Origin of the sequence: Alkalicoccus urumqiensis (assembly GCF_002993335.1) — a bacterium.
In the GTDB taxonomy this organism is placed as follows: Bacteria; Bacillota; Bacilli; order Bacillales; family Salisediminibacteriaceae; genus Alkalicoccus; species Alkalicoccus urumqiensis.
Map to the genome: position 1 here is coordinate 1 of NZ_PVNS01000010.1, position 17,760 is coordinate 17,760.

The following is a 17,760-nucleotide window of genomic DNA, read 5'->3' on the forward strand; positions in this document are numbered from 1 at the left end:
GCTTTCCAAGTAGTAAACTAAGTATAGACGATCATCCGGGAAAAAGGGAGAAAAAAAGACAAAGAAGACTAGAAACGTCCACAAGGACGTTTCTAGTCTTCATCAAGGACTTTTTCAGTGGCCCCGGATTCCCGGGGCGGCTTTTTTTGCAGTTTAAGAAAGGATAAGGAGGGAGTTTAAAATTCGAAGCTTCCTCCCAGGAGGTGTACTAAGGGATGTGGAAGTTCACCCGGTTTTCATCTATCGGTATTACCGCTATCTCCGTTTCGGAGAAATACAGCGGAGATCAAAGATCGCAACGGCGGTGTCCAAGATCGCCACACCGGCATGTGAGACCGCCACGGGTTGCATAAAGATCGCCATACAAAGTGTGGACCGCCATGTGGGAGCAGAAGACCGCCACACTGAAAACAAAGATCGCAACGATAGGCATAAACACCGCCACACGCTGGGCGAAGACCGCAATGGAACTGCTGGAAGCTGTCAAAAAAAGAAAGCCGGTCCCCGCTGGGTAAAAAATCCATGCACAGGAGATAGGAGAAAAAGACGAACGTGAGGGGTGCACATGCTTGCAGCTGTGCAGTACAAACTTGACGGAGAAACAAAACAGCTGGAACCGGAAATGGATGAGGCGAAGCTTAGCGATGAGGGCTGCGTGCAGAAGCTGGTGCGCAAAGAAGTGAATGATGACCGGTCGGAGCTGATCTCGTACCGGGAGCTGTAGAAACCGCGGGCCGGCTTCTTTTTTATTAACAGGTTTTTTTCTGAAGAAACGCATTCCGGACGTATGTTCTGCTAAACTGAGAGAAGAAGAGGAGGCGGTAGCAGATGGAAGATAAGCAGTTAATAAGAAAAGTGGAAGAAGCAGCCAGAGCCCATAAGGATGGCTCACCGGATGTGTTTCTATATTCGTTGTTTGATTTTGCATTTGATTATGATGCAGAAAATGAAGAAGTGCGGATGCAGATACCAATTAACGAACTGATGTACAATCCCGTCGGTTTTATTCACGGAGGTGTCATGCTGTATATAGCTGATACGGCTATGGGACATTTATGTGCTGCTTTCAATGAAGCGCCTTCCGTATCGCTTGAATTAAATAGTCAATTCCTCCGAACAGCTAAAAAAGGCACACTACACGCCAGAGCATCTTTTTTGAAAAAAGGACGCAGCGTGCAGTATGCCGAGTGTGATATTAAAGATGAAGAAGGAAAGCTTCTGACGAAAATCACCGGTACATTTTATACGCTCCCGGATGCTCAGGGATGAAAATGCACCATTCCTGCCGAAGAGCGGACGACCCGGCTGGGGAGGTTCTCCAGTCCCTCGTCTTTTAAACGCTGTTCGCCTTTCTGTGCTGCTTCCTGATCGTCTGCGGCTTCCAGTGTTTCGTTTAACAGTGTTTCTCCAGCCTTGCTGTAAGCAGTTACATAATACATGGGCATGGACCATTCTCCTTTCAGAACTAACAGTTTGACAAAAAGTACTTTGGTGAAAGTATTAAATAATAGTATAGCATAAAATGAATGAACATTCATTACGGAGGGATAGAAGTGATTACTTTTTTGCATGCGGCTGATCTGCACCTGGACCGGCCTCAATCCCTTCCTGCGGGGCTTACCCCGGCAGAGGAGGAATATATTCAGCAGACAGCTGAACGGGCACTTCACGCACTCGTCCGGGAGGCAGCAGCGCGGGAAGTTGATTTTGTTCTCGTCAGCGGTGATCTGTATCACTATGAGAAACGCTCGCTGCATGCCCAGTGGCAGTTTCACCAAGCCTGTCTGGAGCTGGAAAAAGTGAATATTCCTGTCTATGTTATTCACGGGAACCATGATCCGGAAACAGGAGCACAGCGGATGGAGCTTCCGGGGAATGTTTCCGTTTTTTCTTCAGAGGGCGGTATGTACCAGTTGAACGTGCGTGGACAGAACGTTCACCTATACGGCTTCAGTTACCCGGAAAAAGCCTATGTTGAAGAGCCGTATTCCTTTTACGAAAAAAGCGGAGAAGATGGATTTCATATCGCGATGCTTCACGGTCAGGAGAAAGGGCAGTCCGGTCATGATCCATATGCGCCGTTTTCCACTTCCGTGCTTAAACAGACGGGGATGGACTACTGGGCGCTCGGCCACATTCATAAGCCGCTGGTCCTCTCTGAAGATCCGCCCATTATCTACAGCGGAAGTCTGACAGGAGCTGTCCGTTCGGAAACGGGGCCGCGTGGTGCTTATTACGTCACGCTGACCCCTTCGGAGCCGGCAGAGTGGGAATTTGTCCCGCTCGCAGATGTAGAACGGGTGCATGCAGCCCTTTCTCTCGATGGAATTCATACGTGGAATCAGTTAAGTACATCCATTGAAAAAATGCTTGAGCAGCAGCGCCGCTGTATTCTGTCGGTGACGATTTCCGGCAGTGGCCCTTTGTCCGGTGAAGTGACGGAAGAACGTCTTAGAGAATGGATAAAACCTTCTCTGGAGCAGGACGGCCACTGGCTGGATTCGGTCCGGCTGGAAGCACCGCCGCCGGCAGGAAGCGTGGACCCGGAAGTGGAAAGCGATATTGAAGAAGCAGCCGGTTGGTTTTTAACCGGAGGGGTTCAAGTCCTGGAAGAAGAAGTGCAGCAGTCCAGCATGCTGCGAAAGCACTTTTCCGGATTTTCCGAAGAGGAATGGGAACATATTACAGAAGAGGCGGCGCAGTCGCTGAAACGAAAGGCGGCAGAATATGATCGTTGAACGAATACAGATTGAATCCTTCGGCCGCTGGAAACACCAGACGTGGGAACTCGGACGTGGGAGTACGCTGTTCTACGGCGAAAACGAAGCGGGGAAATCAACGATTCTCTCTTTTATTGAGAGTGTCCTGTTCGGTTTCCAGACAGACCCTTCCACCCGCTCCGGCGGGTCTCTTCTCATTCGCAAAGATGGTGTCCAGTGGTACATTGAGCGTCGTCAGGGGCGCACAAAATCCGGCGAGCTGCGGGTAACTAAAAACGGAAGACCTTCCGACAGAGAAGAACTGCTCGATGGATTGACAAAAACAGGGTTCCGCAGGCTGTACCGGATGGATCTGGATCAGCTGCAGAATATGGAAGATATTCCTGAAGATGAATTGAATCATTTATTGATAGATACCAGTTTTACGGCGGCAGCTCCGCTGCTGGAAGAAGATCGGAGAGCATCCCAGCAGGCTCAGGCACTGTACAATCCACGCGGCAGGAAAACAGAAGTTCACCAGCTTCTCGAACAGATCCAGCAGCTGGAAAAACAGAGGCGCACGAAAGAGCGGGAACTCGACGATTACCGGCATGTACGAGATCGTCTGGAAGAGGCGGAAAATGACATCGACCAGCTTCAGCATGAAGTCCGTGAAGTGGAAAAGTCGGAAAAGCAGGAAGAAAAGCTGAGTAAACTGAAAGAACCGGTGCTGCGCCTGGAAGCATTAAAGGAAATGGGTCTTCGCGAACCATCGCTTCCGCCTCAGACAGAAGAAAAGGTCCAGCACCTGGAAAAGCAGCTGCAGGATCTGGAAGAAGAGCTGAAAAAGATTCAAGCTGCTGAGCCGCCGGTGACAGAAGATCCCAGTTCAAATCTTCAGGCAGTGGATGCGGTGCTTGAAGAAGGAAGCGAAGCAGTGACAAAGGAGCAGGAACTCGATTATTTCGAAGAAAAGCGGAATGCCCTGCAGATGGAAAAAGAACGTGTCCGGGAAACAATTCCTGAAGACGTTCCAGTCAGTATGGAGCTGACTCCGGCTCAGAAGGAAAAATGGGAACGGCTTCTGGAGCAGGAGGAGTCAAATTACTTTAACGAAAGAGAACAGCCGGCTTCCGTACCGAAACTCTCAAGAACCGGTATGGCTGTCTTTTTTCTCCCATTTTTACTTTCTGCTGTTCTTCTGTATCAACAGCAGCTGACAGCTTTTTTCTTTCTTCTTATCACAGGCCTTGCGATGATTCCTTTCCGAAGACGCTTGTTTTCTTCTGGAATCGAAGCGGGTGTACAGCGTCCGGACTGGGTCAGGTGGCGGGCGGATCTTGATGAGTGGGCCGCTGACATGGGGCTTCCACCGGGGAAAACGACTGCTTCCTACAGGGATATCCTGTATCAGAGCAGCCGTCTGCAGGAAATAGAAGAAGAGCTGCAGCGGGTACAAGAGAAAGCAAATAAGCTGGAGAGAACATTGTCTGCTTTTTACGCGCGGGCAGAATCTCTTCTTCCAGAACAATCACACACTACCGCTTCCGGCTGGGTGCGCCTGCTTCAGAAAGAACAGAAGCGTCTTCACGCCGAGCTTCGGCAGTGGGAGGAGAAGCAGTGGGTGGAAAGCCGTACAGCACAGGTGAAGCAAAAACTGGAGCAGTTGACGGAAGAGAGAGAGAACTGGTTCCGAAAAGCAGGTGTTTCCAACTGGGCATCCTTCTGGGAAAAAGCGGCAGCCAGCCGGCAGGATAGAGAGCGCTGGGAGGAAGCCGTCCTGCTGGAACAGCAGATGGCAGCTGTCGTTCCGGATAAAGAAGAACGGGAGCAGCTCCGCGCTGTTCTCGCAGATGGAAATGAGGAGAAGACAGAAGAAACCGAAACGAGAGATGCACTTTTTGCAAAGCGGGACAAGCTTCTGGAAGAAAAAGCGGGTCTGCTGCGCAGACTGGAGGGGCTGGAGCGTGACGGCACCTATGAAGAGCTCTCAAGGAAATACACGCATCTGCAGGAAGAGCTGAAAAGCAGAATGCGCCGATGGGCCGTTCTGCGCGCGGAGCAGGAAATGACTGCAAGGATCCGCCTGACGTATGAGCAGGATCGGCAGCCGAAAGTGCTGGAAGATGCTTCAGAGAGGTTCAGGCGCATGACCGATGGAGTCTATCAGCGTCTCCTGCTGGAACCCGGAAGCAGCGCCATTACGGCAGAACGGGAAGATGGAGCGGTGTTTACTGCCGGCAGCCTTAGCCGGGGAACAAAAGAGCTGCTCTACACAGCGTTTCGGATGGCTGCAGCCGGCTACTCAAGGCCTTTTCCACTTCTACTGGATGAAGCGATGGTAAATATGGACCGGAGGAGAAGGGACGCTCTTTGGAAGGAGCTGTCACAGTATCCTCTGCAGCAGGTCTTTTTTACCTGTCATGAGCACCTGGCACAGGAATGGGAAGCGCATATGGACGGGCGGATGTATACGCTTTAGAGGGAATCCCACACTTTTTTGAGTTTCGCTTTCTCTGAATGTGGTATCCTGTTCCATAGTAAGCAGCATTTTAACAAGTGCCCGTCAGGACACTGCTTGTCGGTTTCCTGCCGTTGTATTAAAATAGGAATATCTACCTGTCAGGGGAGGCGTGAATAAATGAGCTCATTTATTGTAAATCTCGTAGAAGACGAAGAAAATCTCGGTAAGGTGATTAAAGCATACATGGAGAAAGAAGGTTGGGAAGTCCGTCATTTCACGGACGGCCGGGAGGCATACGACAATCTTACCCCCGCACCGCATCTCTGGATCCTGGACATTATGCTTCCGGGAATGGATGGGTACCAGCTGCTGAAGTCTATTAAAGCGGATCACGATACGCCGGTTATCTTTATTTCAGCACGGGATAAAGATCTGGACCGTGTTCTTGGTCTGGAGCTTGGAAGCGATGATTATCTGGCCAAGCCATTTCTTCCGGAAGAGCTGGTGATCCGGGCGAAAAAAATGCTCAGCAGAGTGTATCCGCCCGAGGAGCAGCAGAAAGATGATATTGAATTAAACGGCTATACAATTGATCCGACTTCCCGCACCGTTCATGACGGCGGGGAACATATCGAGCTTACAACGAAAGAGATGGATCTCGTGATTCTTTTGACATCTCATATCGGCGATGCGCTTTCCCGGGAGACGATTATCGAGTACGTCTGGGGAGCAGATTATTTCGGATCTGAGCGTGCTGTGGATGATGTGGTCCGGCGCGTGCGGAAAAAACTGCCGCGGATCCATCTTGAAACGCTTTATGGATATGGGTACCGGGTTCTTTCTTCATGATCCGTCTGAACTTAACGCAGCGGATCTGGTTCTCTTTCATATCCATTCTGCTGCTCGTGGCGCTTCTGATCGGAATCATTTATCCGATCTCACTGAAGGGGGCGTTAACGGAGGAAACATACCGCATTATTGAACAGGAGCAGATGCGCTGGGCGAATCCGGAAGGGGACCGCTTTATGCCGCCCCAGTCCAATATGGATTTTATCGAACGCAGGGAGGCGGCCCGGTCCGTCTTTCACTTTTTTCTGCTGAATCAATTTGCAGTAATGGAAGGAGATCAGGTTCCCGGCGAGGTACGACAGGAAATCGTCACTCAGGCACAGGAGCAGATGACGCGGCGCGGCCGCTACGAGCTGACATATGAAGGGGCGACATTGTTTTATGTCGTCTACAAAGTATATACAACAAACGGAGAGGCGTATCATGTCTCCTACATGTGGGATACGTACCGTGATCAGATGGTGGACCGTCTCTGGGGGCGGCTGAGCTACATTATGCTGTTTGCAGGGCTTATGAGTCTGGTGCCTGCATTCTGGCTCAAGCATTACCTGCGGCAGCCGTTGACCAGTCTCGGTAATCATTTTGAGCAGATTGCTGAACGGAACTGGAAAGAGCCCTTCTACTGGAATGGGGACGAAGATTTCGAGAAGCTTTCCAACCAGTTCGAGCGGATGAGGCAGAATCTGATCCGTTATGATTCTGCACAGAAAACGTTTATGCAGCACGCGTCACATGAGCTGAAAACGCCGATCATGATTGTAAAAAGCTATGCACAGTCCATTAAAGATGGGGTCACTCCGCCGGAAGATATGGATGAGACGATGGATGTTATTCTGGAAGAGTCCAACCGCATGGAAAAGCGCGTGCGGGATATGCTGTACTACACAAAGCTGGATTCGCTTCAGGAAGCACCGATGGAAATAACGACATTTCCTTTCGGTTCCATTGCCTACCGCGTGGAGCAGCGTTTCCGGGTCACAAGAGATGATGTTGCGATCCGGGTGACGGGGGATTCTGTCATGATGAAGGCGGATCGGGAGCAGATGAATGTTCTCCTTGAAAATCTCGTGGAGAATGCGCTCCGGTACGCGGAAACTACCATTGAGCTTAAAGCAGAGCAGGATGGAGCACAGGTACAGATCCGTGTCTTTAATGATGGGGAACCGGTACCGAAAGATGAGCTGGATCATTTATTTACGCCATTCCGAAAAGGCAGTAAAGGACAGTTTGGTCTTGGACTTGCCATCGTGAAGAGGATCTGTGAGCTTCATGAAGGCTACCCCCGCGCGGAAAATGTAGAAGGCGGCGTTGCATTTGTGATGACGCTGCCGATCGGGGCAGATCCAGAGCCCGAGCCGGAGGAATAAATAAAGTAGACAGGAGGGGCGGTATGCTCCTTCTGAAATTATCAAAAAAGCCTGCAGCCGGATGTCCCGGCTGCGGGCTTTTAAGTGTCGAATGGACGTTACGCTTCCTGAGCTGGAGGCTCTTCCAGCGATTCCAGTCGAATGCTTCCATCTGTATCAAAAAATTCGTTAAGTATTTCTGATTTGTATACATCATAGCAGCTGCTTTCACGCCACTCTGACATAGTCATGTGCCGGCAGTCTTCGAAGACCTCGCTCCAGTGGACGATAAGAAACGATTCAACCCGGTCGTGTACGATAGGGAAATATACGAGCGGACTGTGTTCGGATACACCATGCATCCGATCCATCACCTGCTGGACCAGCTCCTGCTGCAATTCACCGAATTCATATTCTTTCAGATATTTATGGGTCATACGATAACCTCCGTTTATTCTGGCTGGTAAAAATACCATTCCCTTCCTGAAGGAACTTAAACATGCATGTAAGCGTTTTACCAGAATAACCGGGAAATGTATATCGATAACTCTTTAGAACATCGTTATCCAGAAGGTGAGTGAAAAGAGCAGACGATCACTCAGGGAGTATCCGCTCCCTGTAGTGATTCATCACGTATCGTCACATCGAGTTCAGAAACGATTTCTTCCTGCACCCGGTTCTGCTCATAGAGCAGCCGCTCATTCAGCGCAGTCAGGAGTTCTTCACGGACTTCTTCAAAAGGAGCCGAAAATGGCGTTCGTCCGGTGACCTGTATAATGTGATAGCCAAATGTGCTTTCCACCGGATCGCTGATTTCATCGTTCTCCAGAGAAAAGGCAGCACGTTCAAATGGAGGGGCCATCGTCCCGCGGCCGAATGAACCGAGATCTCCACCTTCTTCCGCAGATCCGGGATCCTGTGAATTTTCTTCCGCGAGCGCTGCAAAGTCCGCACCGTTTTCAAGTTCCTCCAGAATTACTTCTGCTTCCTCTTCCGTAGATACGAGAATATGCCTTGCTTCGACTTCTTCTCCTGCATCATATTCTGCCTGGAGTGTCTCTTCATCAATCGTTTCCTGGGACCCTGCCCGTTCTGTCAGCACGAGCTGCTGAAGGACTCTTCGGCGCAGATCCTCTTCCCCTGCAATGCCCTGAAGTTCCATCATTTGATAAAATTCTTCTTCACTGCTGCTGCCAAGCGCAGCCTGAACGGAGTTGATCTCTTCTTCAATATCTTCTTCCTCGATCCCCAGGCGCTCTGCCTCCTGTTCGAAAGCAAGATCCTGAATCATCCTGGATAGAAGCTCCTCGCCATATTCTTCGCGGAGTGCCTCTGTAAAAGCCTCTTCCGTAATCGTGCCGGCACTCGTTTCAGCGATAACGGTTTCTTCCGGTTCTTCCGCAGGGGACTCATTGTTTTCCTCTTCCGGCTCTTCTTCCGGTCCGGCAGTCTCATTATTTTCATCTACAGCCGGATTTTCTTCACTTTCCGGGGTTTCTCCCGGCTCTTCTTCTGAACTGGAAGGTTCATTGGAACAGGCGGTAGCAAATATAAGTAAAAACAACCACTTTTTCATAAAGGATCTGCTCCTTTCAGACAGTCATCCATAGATTTCCAGCAGGGAATCGAAAAAACTGTCATGATTCCCGAAAAAAAGGAATACATGACAGCACCGGATCATGTAAAATAGATACGGACAAATGAAGACGTAATTAAAATGGTAATGAGGACATTAATGGTCCGAAAAATGCCGGGCTGTTTCTCCTCCGGTATTTCTTTTGAAACACAAAGGTTGTTTGTCATCGTATTAATAACAAAAAGATAAAACACGGCAAATAAAATAAATGGTATATACATAAAAGCCTCCTGAAAGCCAGAGTGCAAACCGCCGGTTAAAACTGCCCGGCTGAGGGAATATCACTATAAGTGTAGCAGATTCCTGCGTGAAAGAAAATAAACAAAAGAAAGTAGGCTGGAAATGAACAAGTGGAAAGCAGCGTTTTTTATTCTCATCATACTTATGATCCTGGCCGCAGCAGGCGTCTGGTTTGCTCTGCAGCAGGCATTTTCTCCATCGGAGGAAGCAGAGCCTTTTATCCCTCCCGAAGCGGAGGAAGCGGATACTGACAGTGCTCCTTCTTTTATTGTGGAAACGACACCGCAGGATGCAGATCAATGGCTTCAGCGGGAGCTGGAAGGAGAACAGGATAATGTTTCGATCTATATCGACGATTTTGTCTATGTAGAAACATCCATTCAGGCGCTCGGTCTGGAGGTGCCGATCGAAATCCGCTTCATCCCGGAGCCCGCAGAAGGCGGAAACCTCTGGCTGAGAGAAGACGGTTTTCAGGCGGGGCCGCTCTCACTGCCGGCAAGAGAAGTCTTTCTGCTGATGCAGGATGTTGTAGAACTGCCGCCATGGATGGAGCTTGTACCGGATGAAGAGTCAATATATGCAGATCTGGAGCAGCTCGATACAGGAAATTTCCAGATTGACGTAGAAGAAGTAAACCTTCAGGAGGAAACGATCCGCCTGCGGATGACTGAGCAGCCGGAAGCTTCCTGACAAGCTGCTGAAATGAAAGAAAGACTGCCTGCTGAGTACATCAGCGGGCAGTCTTTCTGCGTTTAAATCGGGTAACCTGCGTAGTTCAGGATGGCATCGAATCCGGCTCATTAAAAGCAGTAACACTTTCTTCTGTCGCACGGATGACATGAAATCCATTTTTGTTTTCTTCAATCAATGCATCATTTGGAGCGGACATCATCTGCTTTGCTGCGAAGAAATCATACACACTAAGGCCGACGTTCACTGCTGAGATGATGGCAATATAGTGTGTGTGGCCGGGCAGAGCAGCAGCCATAGCGAGAGACACTGCTGTAATAACGACAACAGGTGTCAGTGTTGCTATAATACTTAGTCGTTTCGACACAGGATTCCGGACTGAATAGAAGAAGTTCGGCCACTGTGAGCGGCGCCAGCCCATTTTAGCCCGGCGCCCTGCTGCCCATATCGGCAGACAATGCAGGAACAAATGCAGCGGCAGAATAACAATCAGGCCGGCAATGGTAATATAAAATCCGTAATCGACAAGCGGTGCGTGCCCGCCGAATGTTTGAAAAACCGTAAAGAATATTAAAAAGTACAGGAGGGACACAAGGGCCGAAAGAAAGCTCATTCGTCCACGTCCGATTTCCTTTGCTAAAGAGCATGTTTTCAGGCAGTTCATAGGAACCAGCCTCCTCCCAGTGACAGATAATCTAGCAGTGAATACTTACGTAACTCTACTCCCGTAACCGGAAAAAATCAACACGTATAATGTAAAGATTTAGAAAGCGCTTTCTTTACCGGTGTATAGCGGCCGAATTGAGTCGGAACCTCGCTGCATTTACGAAAAAACACACGAAAAAAACCGGAAAAAAATCCTTTTTCCGGCTCTGCTGCTGCAGAAAATTTTACGTTTTTTCTGTGGTGCTGTCCTGCAGGGGAATTTTGGCCACCGGCTGCAGCTGTCCGTCTTCTTCGGAAAAGTCTTCTTCGAATTTATGCATCGATGTTTCAAAGATTTCGATAAATTCCGGTCCGTATACGTGTTTTACGATGCTCATCAGTTCGGAGAATTCCGGGAATTTTCCGTACAGCTCCTTGATGGGGAGGGAGCCTGTGTAGACGCTGTATGTGTCCGGGTTATAGCTTTTAAACGTTTCGAGAAGCAGCTCTTCTCCTTCCGGTGTGAGACAGACATACGTATTACGCTTGTCGTTAGCCCGCTTGGAAAACGAGAGCAGGCCGCGTTCTTCTAATTTTTTTGAGAAGTTGAACGCAGTGGAAACATGCATGACACCGAATTTCGCGATGTCGGATATGGAGGCCCCTTCAAGATGATAGGCGATCCAGAGAATGTGATGTTCGTTAATATTCAGGTCAAAGGGCTTAATCCAGGCCTGCCAGTCTTTTTCTATCGATTTCCAGAGTGCTTTGCTCAGCTGGGCGATTTTATGACTGAACATGATGGATTGTTTCATAGATTCGTCCACTGCAGGTCCCTCCTCTTCCATGTGAATCCCAATAATTATTTTTGTGCGAAAATGATAAATATAGAATACCACAGTGAGAAGGGGGCCTCAATATCATTTCAGTATTTTCTGAAATTTTCATGAACGTTTTATCAAAAAGTATGTAAAACGACATTTCGCACAGCATATATATTGTCTGGAACTCTGATAAAACCGCTGAATTAGTTATCTGCCGGGTCGAATTTTCAGTGGAAGCGTGTTGTGCTTTAACGTGGAGAAACGGAACGGTTAAACAGCATAGAAAAAAGAAGCCGATGCTGAAGGAGGCACCGGCTTCTGAAGAGGTATTCACTGTGCAGCAGAGCAGAACAGTGCTCCGTGACAGATGGACGGAAAAATGTATGTTTTCCTCCGATACTATTTCAGAAAAAAGCTAGTTCGTATGCTGGAATTGTTTCATAAAGCGGCAGAGCGCTTCCACGTGCTCAACAGGAACAGCATTGTAGATCGAAGCACGGCATCCGCCGACACTCCGGTGGCCGTTAAGACCCATAAATCCGGCTTCTTTGGCTTCCTGCAGAAATTTTTCTTCCAGCTCTTCTGAAGGGAGGCGGAAAGTGACATTCATCAAAGAACGGGCACTTTTTTCCGCATGACCGGTATAGTAGCCTTCTGACTGATCGATTGTTTCGTAGAGCATGGAAGCTTTCTTTTCTGCACGCTCCTCGACCGCTTTTATGCCGCCGAGATCCTGGATCCAGTCGGTGACAAGCTTCGTAATATAAACCGCACCAGTCGGCGGCGTATGGTAAAGAGAGTCTTTATCTGCATGCTGCTTATAGGAGAGGGAGGGTGGAACATTTCCTTCGGCGCTCTCCAGAAACGATCTGCGCGCAATAACGATGGTGACACCTGCCATACCCGCGTTTTTCTGTGCACCTGCGTAGGCAAGATCGATATGTTCCCAGTTGACCGGTCTGCTTAAGATATCACTCGACATGTCGATAATGACCGGTTTCGTTCCTTTTTCCGGGAGCGTTTTCCATTGTGTACCGTAGATCGTATTATTCGATGTTAAATGGATATACGCGCAGTCGGTATCCTGTTCCCGGAGATTCACTTCCGGAATGCTGCGGTATTCATTTGATTTTGTGGAGGCGATTTCGGTTACTTCTCCGAAGAATGATGCTTCTTTCATTGCTTTTTCCGACCAGGAACCGCTCAGCACAAAACCGGCCTTCTTTCCTTCAGGAAGGAAGTTTTTTGCAGTCATGGAAAACTGCAGCGTCGCTCCACCCTGCAGAAATAAAATATCAAAACTGTCCGGAACGGAGAGTATTTCACGAATCTGCTTTAAAGCAGCAAAGTGAATGGATTCATAAAGTGAGCTGCGGTGGCTCAGCTCCATGACGGCGGCACCTGCATGCTGAAAATTGAACATTTCTTTTTGTGCCTGCTGTAGTACTTGTTCCGGAATCGGTCCGGGACCGGCGTTAAAATTGTAGGCTCGGTGGCTCACTTGGCATTCCTCCAACTATCGGGTAATAGATTATTTACAGGTTTTCAGCGATCGATCCGGCAATACGGGTCAGGTCTTCTTTGGAATAGCGGCTGCCGTTTTCCTCCCACTTGGAGGCAAAACCGTCTTCATCTCCGTGGCGGGGCAGAAGGTGCAGGTGATAATGAAATACAGACTGGCCTGCGTATTCCCGGTTGTTGTTAACGACATTCAGCCCTTTTGGCGAAAACGTCTTGTCGATCGCATTCGCAATTTCCGGTACGTGCCGGAATAAAGAAGCGGCTGTTTCCGGCTGAAGGGAAAAAATGTCCTCCTCGTGTTTCTTCGGGATGACGAGCGTATGGCCTTCCGTTACCTGACTGAGGTCCAGAAACGCGTACACATCATCATTTTCAAAAACTTTTGCAGATGGAATATCGCCTTGAATGATGCTGCAGAAAATGCAGTTCTCATGAGACATGAAAATTCCTCCTTTTTCCTTGTGTAAATATTCACGTAATAGAAACTATTCTATCATATCTCAGAGGGAGAAAGTAGAATCAATACAGGGAATATTTGTCCTCTACGACGGGGCTTTGCTTTTCAACACTCGATGGATTCGGTATAGTGGAGCGGGAGGAGGCATCATGATGACGGAACTTTTAAAATTGAATCGTGTAAGTGGAGGCTATCAGCAGACACGGCCGGTTCTTAATGATATTTCATTTTCGGTTCAGCCCGGGGAAATGGTCGGCCTGATCGGATTGAACGGAGCAGGGAAAAGTACAACTATTAAGCATATTCTCGGTTTAATGAGTCCATTTTCGGGGTCGATTGAACTCAGCGGGAAGACGATGGCTGACCCGGATACGTACCGCAGTCTGCTTGCCTACATACCTGAGACCCCTGTTTTATATGAAGAGCTGACGCTGTGGGAGCACCTGGAAGTCACTGCGATGGCTTATGGTCTGGAAAAGGACGTTTTCGAAGCTAGGGCAGAGAAGCTCCTGAAAGAGTTCCGGATGAAGAAAATGAGAAAATGGTTTCCGAGTCATTTTTCGAAAGGGATGCGTCAGAAAGTGATGATAATGAGTGCATTCCTTCTCCGGCCGGAGCTTTATGTCGCAGACGAACCGTTCGTCGGGCTGGATCCGGTGGGAATTCATTCGTTCTTAACCCATATGGAGTCGATGAGAGAGAGCGGTGCGGGGATCCTATTGTCGACGCATATTCTTGCTACCGCAGAACGGTACTGTGACCGGTTTGTATTTCTGCACGAGGGACGGGTGCTGATGCAGGGGACACTTGCCGAACTTCAGAGAGAGGCAGATATGCCCGGGGCGCCGCTGGATCAGATTTATGTGGCTGTGACGGAGGAGCCGGAAAATGATGAATAACGTCACATCGCTCTGGAACCGCCGCCGGCAGGATTACTGGATCACTGCGGTAAAATATCTGCGTCTGATCGCGAACAGCGGATTTGTATTTACGCTGTATCTGCTGTTTCTATTCGGCAGTTATTACTATGGACGCTTTCTGGAATGGCTTCCTGCTTCGTTTCCAGCGCTTTTATTTTTCACTATCGTTTTTGCACTGATGCTTACAAGAGGACGTGTCCGCACATTTATTGAGCCTGCGGACGTCGTTTTCCTTATGCCGATGGAAGGAAAAATGAGACCTTATCTGAAGCGGTCGATTGGATACAGCTGGGGAATGGAAACTTTCTGGCTGGCACTCGTTTTATTCGCTCTTTCGCCGTTGTATCTGGACCGTCTTGGGAGCGGGTTTTCCGGAGTTCTTGTGATTCTGGCTCTGCTTTCGGGAGTAAAGCTTTGGAACCTGTGGCTCAGCTTCCAGGAACAGCGTGTCCAGGAAGAGAGTCTGTACAAAAGGTTCACACTTTTCCGTATGGCGTTAAATATCGGCGCAGCAGCCGCGGTCTTTTCGATGATTCCTCTGTGGATGGCCGCTTCGGCAGCAGCTTTTTCCGGATACACGCTGTTCGTCCGGTCACTCAGCAGAAAGCCGCTTCAATGGGAACGGCTTGCTTCTATTGAGGCCCGGATGCTCCAGACGTTTTACCGGATGGCATCCAGTTTTACGGATGTACCACACCAAAAAAGCGTCGTGAATAAACGAAGATTCTGGAGCAGGTTTCTGCCTCTCCTTTCGTATGACCGCAGCCGGACGTATCACTATCTTTTCGCACGCTCATTTCTCCGGGGGGGCGATTATTACGGTATCTTTTTCCGTCTCACGGCGCTGGGCCTCGTTTTTCTGGCTGCCGTCCATGTGAGCTGGGGGCTCTGGGTGAGCGCCGGGCTGTTCTCCTGGATGACGGCCATACAGCTGGAAACGATGAAGCGGCACTTTGACCACGATGCCATCGCCGGGATCTATCCGGTTCCGGAATCGCAGAAAACAGAGGGAATGCAGTTCTGGCTCCGGTTTTTAGGAATCGTGCAGGCGGTGCTTTTCGGTGCCGGAGCTCTTATTCAGGGTACGGTCCTGGATGCTGTCACCTGCTTTGCTCTGACACTCGCCGTATACACTTTTTTTTCTTCAAGAAGCCGCTGGGCAGCCGGCAGCGTACGCTCCGCGTAGGGAGAGGTATTTTTCTTCTCTTTTCTGCGCTCCGGACATGTAATGATCTGACCATTCTTCGGCCTCTGAATTATTAAATACAATACAGAACCGGCTGCGGCAGTCCATGAATAGACGCCGCAGCCGGTTTTTATTGAAGCTGTTTTTTTCTTTCGTTTTACGATTCGTGCTGGCCGAATGCCTGCAGTGCCAGACCGCCGAGAATGCCGGCAGCGTGAAGCATGCTCCGCTCATCAATATCAAACTTCGGATGGTGGTGCGGGTAGGCGGTTTCCCATTCCGGATTCATCGCGCCGGTGAAAAAGAAAGCGCCGGGCTTTTCCTGAAGGAAGTAGGCGAAATCCTCACCGCCCATTTGAGGCGCGGCTTCCACTACTTCCTCCACGCCGCTCACCCGGGCCGCTACGGAAGCAGCTGTTTCCGCGTGTTCCGCATGGTTCACCACAGCCGGATAGCCCCGTTCATATTTCGCCTCTGCTTCTGCGCCGTAAACCGCCGCTGTCCGCTCCGCTGTTTCGACGATACGTGCTGCAAGGAGGTCACGGACGCTTTCATCAAAGCTCCGTGCTGTACCGACAATCTTTGCCTGGTCTGCAATGACATTGTAGGCATTGACGGATTCAAAATGGCCGACGCTCACGACAGCGGAAGCCATTGGGTCAACGTTTCTGCTGACGATATGCTGCAGGGACTGGATGATCTGTGCACCGATTAAAATGGAGTCTTTTGTATCGTGCGGCTGTGCGCCATGACCTCCTTTTCCTTTAACCTGAATAGAAAATTTATCAGCGGCCGCCATAATCGGGCCGCGAGTATACTCCATGCGTCCGAGAGGCGTCGTCGCCCACAAGTGCGTGCCGTAAACAGCGTCCACTCCTTCCAGGCAGCCATCCTTAATCATCGCCTGTGCACCGCCGGGAGCCAGTTCCTCTGCGTGCTGATGAATGAAAAGGATCGTTCCGTGAAGATCTTCTTTCATTTCTGACAGAACCCGTGCGAGTACGAGCAGCTGGGCCGTGTGGCCGTCATGACCGCACGCATGCATTTTCCCCTCGTTTTTGGATGCAAACGGAAGACCGGTTTCCTCTTTGATCGGGAGGGCGTCAAAGTCCGCGCGCAGAGCGATCACCGGACCAGGAGAGCCGCCTTCCATGCGTGCAGTAACGCCGCGTCCGCCGACGCCTTCTATCACGTCGTGGCCGAGACTTCGGTGGTACTCAGCTATATAGGAAGGGGTTTTTTCCTCTTCAAATGATAGTTCCGGATGTTCGTGAAGATAGCGGCGGATTTCCACCATTTCATCGAATTGTTCTGCGAGACGCTCCTGAAGCTTTGCAAACATTGACAACACACTCCTTCTGCAGTTTAACTGTTTTCTATTCTACTTGCTTCGACCAGCGAAAGAAAGAGTGACAATGAAAAAAGACCTTCTCTCACTGCGTGTGGAGAAGGTCTCAAAATCAATGTGCCCGTTTCTTTACATGATAGTAAACTGGGAAAGGTAAGCTGCAATACGGTTAAATAAGCCGGTGAACAGCAGAACGCCGAGTATGACCATCACGATGCCGCCGAATTTCTGAAAAGCCGGAAGGAAACGGTTCATTCTGCGGATTTTATGGATGGAGCGTGCAAAAATCAGCGCGGTAAGTAAAAATGGAATACCGAGACCGATCGAATAGCTAAACAGCAGAACCATGCCTCCGACCGGATCGCCGGAAGGTGCAGCAAGGAGAAGAATCGATCCAAGAACGAGCCCGATACACGGAGACCATCCGGCAGCAAAAATAAGGCCGAACAGCACAGACCGTCCGAAACTGGTTGCTCTGCCGGGGTTTTTCAATCGCTTCTCACTCATAAATACGGTCATCTGAAAAACGCCGGCAAGCTGCAGGCCGAACATGGCAATGACAATGCCGCCCAGCTGGCTGACAAGCCGTTGATTTTCCAGAAAAAATCCTCCCAGAAACGACGAGGAGGCACCGAGCGCGAGAAAAATGGTGGTGAAGCCTAAAATAAAGCCGAGGCTCCGTGATAAAATAATCCGGCGGTCTGTCATTAATTTATTTTCCTGAATTTCCGCTCCCGTCAGCTGCGCAAGATACGCCGGCACAAGTGGAAACACACACGGGGATAGAAACGAGACGATCCCGGCAAAAAGAGCAATCCACAGGGAGAGGAAGGTCAGTTCTTCAATCATGAGTGCACTGAGCACGTACATACATACTTCCTCCTTCACTTTCTTCTTTATCCACTATACAAGAATCCTCTGTTCCGGGAAAGCTG

19 protein-coding genes are annotated in these 17,760 nt (G+C 49.6%); 9 read left to right on the plus strand and 10 right to left on the minus strand.

Going from position 1 to position 17,760, the window contains the following annotated elements; genetic code table 11:
- Positions 1–565 precede the first annotated feature (565 nt).
- Both C6I21_RS16550 and C6I21_RS10990 read left to right on the plus strand, forming a co-directional pair.
- Entirely contained in the window at positions 566–724 is a 159-nt protein-coding gene (locus tag C6I21_RS16550) for a hypothetical protein (protein ID WP_181186216.1), read from the plus strand.
- Between the two features lie 104 nt (positions 725–828).
- The gene (locus C6I21_RS10990; protein ID WP_105959533.1) at positions 829–1,269 is read left to right on the plus strand and encodes a PaaI family thioesterase; all 441 of its coding nucleotides are present in this window, start codon (positions 829–831) and stop codon (positions 1,267–1,269) included.
- On the opposite strand, the gene C6I21_RS10995 is transcribed toward C6I21_RS10990, so the two are convergent.
- Positions 1,260–1,445 carry a YhzD family protein gene (locus C6I21_RS10995; RefSeq protein ID WP_105959534.1) on the minus strand — a complete coding sequence of 62 codons (186 nt, stop codon included), beginning with the start codon at positions 1,443–1,445 and terminating at the stop codon, positions 1,260–1,262. The genes C6I21_RS10990 and C6I21_RS10995 overlap by 10 nt on opposite strands.
- 108 nt (positions 1,446–1,553) lie before the next feature.
- On the opposite strand from C6I21_RS10995, the gene C6I21_RS11000 reads away from it, so the two are divergent.
- From C6I21_RS11000 to C6I21_RS11015, 4 genes are all read left to right on the plus strand, one after another.
- Positions 1,554–2,738, plus strand: a complete 1,185-nt coding sequence (locus tag C6I21_RS11000) for a metallophosphoesterase family protein (protein WP_181186217.1) — start codon at positions 1,554–1,556, stop codon at positions 2,736–2,738.
- Positions 2,728–5,181, plus strand: a complete 2,454-nt coding sequence (locus tag C6I21_RS11005) for an AAA family ATPase (RefSeq protein ID WP_105959536.1) — start codon at positions 2,728–2,730, stop codon at positions 5,179–5,181. The genes C6I21_RS11000 and C6I21_RS11005 overlap by 11 nt, the downstream gene beginning before the upstream one ends.
- 159 nt (positions 5,182–5,340) lie before the next feature.
- The gene (locus C6I21_RS11010) at positions 5,341–6,012 is read left to right on the plus strand and encodes a response regulator transcription factor (protein ID WP_105959537.1); all 672 of its coding nucleotides are present in this window, start codon (positions 5,341–5,343) and stop codon (positions 6,010–6,012) included.
- The gene (locus C6I21_RS11015) at positions 6,009–7,379 is read left to right on the plus strand and encodes a sensor histidine kinase (protein ID WP_105959538.1); all 1,371 of its coding nucleotides are present in this window, start codon (positions 6,009–6,011) and stop codon (positions 7,377–7,379) included. The genes C6I21_RS11010 and C6I21_RS11015 overlap by 4 nt, the downstream gene beginning before the upstream one ends.
- Before the next feature lie 98 nt (positions 7,380–7,477).
- On the opposite strand, the gene C6I21_RS11020 is transcribed toward C6I21_RS11015, so the two are convergent.
- The 3 genes from C6I21_RS11020 to C6I21_RS11030 all read right to left on the minus strand — a co-directional run bounded on the left by C6I21_RS11020 (position 7,478) and on the right by C6I21_RS11030 (position 9,215).
- Positions 7,478–7,795 (minus strand): hypothetical protein, encoded by a 318-nt coding sequence (locus tag C6I21_RS11020; protein ID WP_105959539.1) that lies wholly within the window; start codon positions 7,793–7,795, stop codon positions 7,478–7,480.
- Positions 7,796–7,956: 161 nt separating this feature from the next.
- Positions 7,957–8,934 (minus strand): peptidylprolyl isomerase, encoded by a 978-nt coding sequence (locus tag C6I21_RS11025; RefSeq protein ID WP_105959540.1) that lies wholly within the window; start codon positions 8,932–8,934, stop codon positions 7,957–7,959.
- 101 nt (positions 8,935–9,035) lie between these two features.
- Complete coding sequence (locus C6I21_RS11030; protein WP_105959541.1) at positions 9,036–9,215, minus strand: hypothetical protein; 180 nt, start codon at positions 9,213–9,215, stop codon at positions 9,036–9,038.
- A 121-nt stretch (positions 9,216–9,336) separates the two neighbouring features.
- On the opposite strand from C6I21_RS11030, the gene C6I21_RS11035 reads away from it, so the two are divergent.
- On the plus strand, positions 9,337–9,924 hold the full coding sequence (locus tag C6I21_RS11035) for a YpmS family protein (RefSeq protein ID WP_105959542.1): 588 nt from the start codon (positions 9,337–9,339) through the stop codon (positions 9,922–9,924).
- A gap of 85 nt (positions 9,925–10,009) precedes the next feature.
- Here the strand turns inward: C6I21_RS11035 and C6I21_RS11040 are convergent, their stop codons facing one another.
- From C6I21_RS11040 to C6I21_RS11055, 4 genes are all read right to left on the minus strand, one after another.
- Complete coding sequence (locus C6I21_RS11040) at positions 10,010–10,588, minus strand: DUF3267 domain-containing protein (protein WP_105959543.1); 579 nt, start codon at positions 10,586–10,588, stop codon at positions 10,010–10,012.
- A gap of 226 nt (positions 10,589–10,814) precedes the next feature.
- The gene (locus tag C6I21_RS11045) at positions 10,815–11,417 is read right to left on the minus strand and encodes an HTH-type transcriptional regulator Hpr (protein ID WP_105959701.1); all 603 of its coding nucleotides are present in this window, start codon (positions 11,415–11,417) and stop codon (positions 10,815–10,817) included.
- Positions 11,418–11,808: 391 nt separating this feature from the next.
- Positions 11,809–12,894 carry a 3-phosphoserine/phosphohydroxythreonine transaminase gene (serC, locus tag C6I21_RS11050; RefSeq protein WP_105959544.1) on the minus strand — a complete coding sequence of 362 codons (1,086 nt, stop codon included), beginning with the start codon at positions 12,892–12,894 and terminating at the stop codon, positions 11,809–11,811.
- A gap of 34 nt (positions 12,895–12,928) precedes the next feature.
- Complete coding sequence (locus tag C6I21_RS11055) at positions 12,929–13,354, minus strand: HIT family protein (RefSeq protein WP_105959545.1); 426 nt, start codon at positions 13,352–13,354, stop codon at positions 12,929–12,931.
- Positions 13,355–13,523: 169 nt separating this feature from the next.
- On the opposite strand from C6I21_RS11055, the gene C6I21_RS11060 reads away from it, so the two are divergent.
- The gene (locus tag C6I21_RS11060) at positions 13,524–14,270 is read left to right on the plus strand and encodes an ABC transporter ATP-binding protein (RefSeq protein WP_105959546.1); all 747 of its coding nucleotides are present in this window, start codon (positions 13,524–13,526) and stop codon (positions 14,268–14,270) included.
- Complete coding sequence (locus C6I21_RS11065) at positions 14,260–15,477, plus strand: ABC transporter permease (protein ID WP_105959547.1); 1,218 nt, start codon at positions 14,260–14,262, stop codon at positions 15,475–15,477. The genes C6I21_RS11060 and C6I21_RS11065 overlap by 11 nt, the downstream gene beginning before the upstream one ends.
- 157 nt (positions 15,478–15,634) lie before the next feature.
- Here the strand turns inward: C6I21_RS11065 and C6I21_RS11070 are convergent, their stop codons facing one another.
- Together C6I21_RS11070 and C6I21_RS11075 are read right to left on the minus strand one after the other, a co-directional pair.
- A complete protein-coding gene (locus C6I21_RS11070; RefSeq protein ID WP_105959548.1) occupies positions 15,635–16,819 on the minus strand; it encodes a M20 metallopeptidase family protein in 1,185 nt (394 codons plus the stop codon).
- Positions 16,820–16,954: 135 nt separating this feature from the next.
- Positions 16,955–17,695 carry a cytochrome c biogenesis CcdA family protein gene (locus C6I21_RS11075; RefSeq protein ID WP_105959549.1) on the minus strand — a complete coding sequence of 247 codons (741 nt, stop codon included), beginning with the start codon at positions 17,693–17,695 and terminating at the stop codon, positions 16,955–16,957.
- Between the last annotated feature and the right edge of the window lie 65 nt (positions 17,696–17,760).